The organism is Streptomyces sp. SID10853 (genome assembly GCF_010548145.1).
GTDB lineage: Bacteria > Actinomycetota > Actinomycetes > Streptomycetales > Streptomycetaceae > Streptomyces.
The window spans coordinates 1-4,590 of record NZ_JAAGLN010000365.1; the positions used below are offsets into that span (position 1 = coordinate 1).

Here is a 4,590-nt window from a genome sequence, read left to right on the forward strand (position 1 = left end):
CGGCCGGCCGGCCCGGGTGAGGGCACCGCGTACGCCGTCAACTGGGCCGCCGACGCCGACGCGCTGCTGGTCGTGGGCCGCACGGACACCGCACTCGGCCACGCCAGCCTGCTGCGCGTCCCGCTGCACGGCGGCGCAGACGTCGACCTCACCGCCGGACTCGACCGCAATGTGATGCCCGGCGGCCCCGGCTACCCGGGCGCGCTGCCCCAACCGGCCGCCGGCGGAAGCCGTTTGCTGCTCTGTCTGCGTGAACGCGGCTGCACCCATGTGTACGCGATGGACGCCGACGGAGGCGATGCCCGCCCGCTCGTCGGCGGCGCGGGCCGCGTCGTCTCCGGCCTGTCCACCGCGGTTGACACCGCCGCCTTCGTGCTGGCGACCCCCACCTCGTACGGCGAGATCGTGACCGTCGAGCTGTCCACCGGGCGCGAGCAGGTGCTCACCCGGCACGGGGCGGCGCTGGGCGAGGTGGAGCTGCTGGCCCCGCAGGAGCGGGAGTTCACCGTGTCCGACGGCACCACGGTGCACGGCTGGCTGCTGCGCGACCCGGCCGTCACCGGCCCCACGCCGCTGCTGCTCGACATCCACGGCGGCCCGCACAACGCCTGGAACGGGGCGGCCGACCCCTTCCACCCGTACCACCAGGTGCTGGCGGCACGCGGCTGGTCGGTGCTGCTGCTCAACCCCCGTGGCAGCGACGGCTACGGCGCGGCGTTCTTCACCGCCGCACGCGGGGCATGGGGCGCGGCCGACGCGCCGGACTTCCTCGAACCGCTCGACACCCTGGTCGCCGAAGGGACCGCCGACCCCCGGCGGCTGGCCGTGGCCGGCTACAGCTACGGCGGCTTCATGACCTGCTACCTGACCAGCCGTGACAACCGCTTCGCCGCCGCCGTCGCCGGTGGCGTGGTCAGCGACCTCACCAGCATGTGCGGCACCAGCGACCAGGCCCATCCGCTGGCTGCGACCGAACTGGGCGGGGAGCCGTGGGAGAACCGTGAGCGCTACGCCGAACTCTCCCCGTACGCACGGGTGGAGCACGTCCGCACCCCGACGCTGGTGGTGCACGGCGCGGCCGACGAGCGCTGCCCGGTCGGGCAGGCCGAGCAGTGGTTCACCGCGCTGAGGGTGCGGGGTGTCCCCGCCCGGCTGGTGCTCTACCCGGGCGGCTCGCACCTGTTCCTGCTCGACGGGCCGCCCTCGCACCGGGCCGACCTCGCCCGCCGCGTCGTCGACTGGGTGGAGTGCCACGCGGGGTCCGGGGCAGGGTCCGGGCGTACGGCCCGTGCCCCGCTGGACGCCGCGCACTGGGAGGCCAGGCTCGGCGAGCTGGCGGCCAGGCACCGGGTGCCGGGCGCGGTCCTGGGCATATCACGTGGCGGCGAACTCGCCCTGGCCGCCTGCGGTGTGCTCAACAAGAACACGGGCGTCAGGGCCACCGAGGACTCGCTCTTCCAGATCGGGTCCCTCACCAAGGTGTGGACCGCCACCCTGATCATGCAACTCGTCGAGGAGGGGAAGCTCGACCTCGACGCCCCGGTCAGCGATGTCCTCCCCGAGCTGCGGCTGTCCGACCCGCGCGCGCTGGAGCAGCTGACCGTACGGCATCTGCTCACCCACACCAGCGGCATCGACGGCGACATCTTCACCGACACCGGCCGCGGTGACGACTGCCTCCAGGGGTATGTGGACCAACTGATCACGGCGGCGCAGATCCATCCGCCGGGGGTGACGTTCTCGTACTGCAACTCGGGCTTCGTGCTGGCCGGCCGGATCGTCGAGAAGCTCACCGGCATGAGCTGGGACAGCGCCGTCAAGGAGCGGCTCTGCTCACCGCTCGGCCTCACCCACACCGTCACGCTGCCCGAGGAGGCGCTGCGCTTCCGTACCGCGATGGGGCACGACGCCGAGGGCGGTCAGGACCCCAGGCCGGTCCCGGTGTGGGGCCTGCCCCGCTCGGCAGGACCGGCCGGACTGATCACCGCGTCGGCCGCCGACGTACTGGCCTTCGCCCGGATGCACCTCGCCGGTGGCACCACCGCCGACGGCACCCGTGTCCTGTCGGAGCGGGCCGCACACGCGATGACCGAGAAGCAGGTCGACCTGCCGGACGTGCACACACTCGGGGACTCCTGGGGGCTCGGCTGGATCCGCTTCGACGCGGACGGCCACCGGATGCTCGGACATGACGGCAACACCATCGGCCAGTCGGCGTTCCTGCGGCTGCTGCCGGAACAGGACCTCGCCGTCACCCTCCTCACCAACGGCGGGAGCACCCACGACCTCTACCTCGAACTCTTCACGGAGATCTTCGCCGAGCTGGCCGGGGTCACCCTGCCGCAGCCGCTCCAGCCCCCGGCCACCCCGGCGCCGGTCGATGCCGGCCGCCACCTCGGCCGGTACGAACGGGCCGGTGCGCGCATCGAGATCATCGAGGACGCCGACGGATCCCGCACCGAAGGACCGCGCACCGACGGATCTCGCAGGGCGGGGCCGCGCACCGCAGGGCTACGGCTGCGCCACACCGTGACGGGCCCGCTCGCCGATCTGGTACCCGAGACGGTGCAGGAGGCCGGCCTGGTGCCCGTGACCGACGACCTCTTCGTCGTCATGCTGCCCGGCAGCCGGTCATGGACCCCCGTGACCTTCTACACCCCGGCGACCGGTGAGCCGTATGTGCACTTCGGTGTCCGCGCCACCCCGAAGGTGTCCTGACATGCCTGACCTACCTGAGGGGAAGGGACCGCACGGCATGCGAATGCCTCACGAGCACATCCCCGTCGCTCTGTTCGAGCGCCGGCTGCCCGCCATGATCGACGACATCGGGCGCCTCGTCCGCACGGAGTCGCCGTCCGCCGACCTCGCCGCCGTGGCCCGCAGCGCCAATGCGGTCGCCGCGACCGCCGCACCGTACCTGGGCACCGGGCCCGAGCTGATCACTCTCGACGGCCGCACGCATCTGCGCTGGCGGCTGGGGAGCGGCCCCCGGCGCCTGCTGCTGCTCGGCCACCACGACACGGTGTGGCCCATCGGCTCACTGGACACCCACCCGTTCACCGTCCTGGACGGAGTGCTCCGCGGGCCCGGCTGCTTCGACATGAAGGCCGGACTCGTCATGGCCTTCCACGCCATCGCCGCACTCGGCGCCGGAGCCGCGGCCGGGACGACCCTCCTGATCACCGGCGACGAGGAGATCGGCTCGCCGTCGTCGCGGGAGCTGATCGAGTCCGAGGCGGCCGGCTGCGCCGCGGCGCTGGTCCTGGAGGCGTCCGCCGACGGCGGCGCGCTGAAGACCGAACGCAAAGGGGTTTCCCTGTACGGGATACAGGTCGGCGGCCGGGCCGCCCACGCGGGCCTGGAGCCGCACCGCGGGGTGAACGCGGGCATCGAGACCGCCCACCAGATACTCGCCGTCGCCGCCCTGTCCGACCCCGGCGGCGGCACCACGGTCACCCCGACCCGGGTGACCGCGGGGACCACCGCCAACACCGTCCCCGCCCACAGCCGGTTCTCCGTCGACGTCCGGGTGCGCGACGTCGCGGAACAGACCCGGGTGGACACCGCTCTCCACGGGCTGCGGCCCGTGCTCGACGGCGCGACCGTCGAGGTGACCGGCGGCCCCAACCGCCCGCCCCTGCCGCACAGCGCGTCGGACGCGCTCTACCGCCGCGCCGCCCGGCTGGCCGGAGAGCTGGGCCTCGCCCCGCTCACGGCCGCAGCCGTGGGCGGAGCGTCGGACGGCAACTTCACCGCGGGTGCGGGTGTGCCGACCCTGGACGGGCTCGGCGCGGTGGGCGGCGGAGCGCACGCCGCCGACGAACCTGTGGTCGTCAGCGAACTCCCGCGTCGCACCGCGCTGTTGGCGGCGCTCATCGCCGGTCTGCTCGCCGAGTACCCGCGGCCGGCACGCGACAGCGACACGGCGACGACCGGCGGGAGCACCCGATGACGGACATGCCGGCCGCCACCCCGTGCGTACGGGAGACCGGGCACGGGACCCTGGCGGACGCGCTGACGGCGGCCGGCGCCGCGGCGCACCGGGCGGGCTGCCAGGTACGGCCGATCAGCTCCCTGCCGGATCTGGAGGCCGCCTGCCGCCTCTTCGAGGGCGTCTGGAAACCGGCCGGTGAGAACGCCCTGGCGACCACCGAGTTGCTGCGGGCGATGGACAAGGCGGGCAGCTATGTCGCGGCCGCCTTCGACACGGACGCGGGCGGCGAGCCGGCCGGCGCCTGTATCGGCTTCTTCGGCCCGCCGCCCGACGGCGCACTGCACAGCCACATCGCGGGAGTCTCGGCCCGGATGCGCGGCCGCAGCGTCGGCTTCGCCCTCAAGACGCACCAGCGCTCCTGGGCGCTCCAGCGGGGCGCGGCGCAGGTGTCCTGGACCTTCGACCCGCTGGTGCGGCGCAACGCCTACTTCAACATCGGCAAGCTGGCCGCCCGGCCCGTGCAGTACCTGCCCAACTTCGACGGCCCGATGAACGACGGCATCAACGGCCCCGACGACACCGACCGGCTGCTCGTGGAGTGGCAGCTGGCCGCCCCCGAGGTCGCCGCGGCCTGCCACGGCCACCGCCGGATCACC

Annotated in this window: 2 protein-coding genes and 1 pseudogene; all 3 read left to right on the plus strand. The window is 73.8% G+C overall.

The window, feature by feature from the left end:
* Positions 1-2,718, plus strand: a 2,718-nt coding sequence (locus G3I19_RS34665) for a serine hydrolase (protein WP_164267669.1), incomplete at its 5' end; no start/stop codon positions are given.
* A gap of 37 nt (positions 2,719-2,755) precedes the next feature.
* Positions 2,756-3,952: a M20/M25/M40 family metallo-hydrolase gene (locus G3I19_RS34670; protein WP_239075032.1), complete on the plus strand. Its 1,197-nt coding sequence runs from the start codon at positions 2,756-2,758 to the stop codon at positions 3,950-3,952.
* Positions 3,949-4,590, plus strand: a pseudogene (locus G3I19_RS34675) (GNAT family N-acetyltransferase); the annotation flags it as partial. The gene G3I19_RS34670 and the pseudogene G3I19_RS34675, both read left to right, overlap by 4 nt.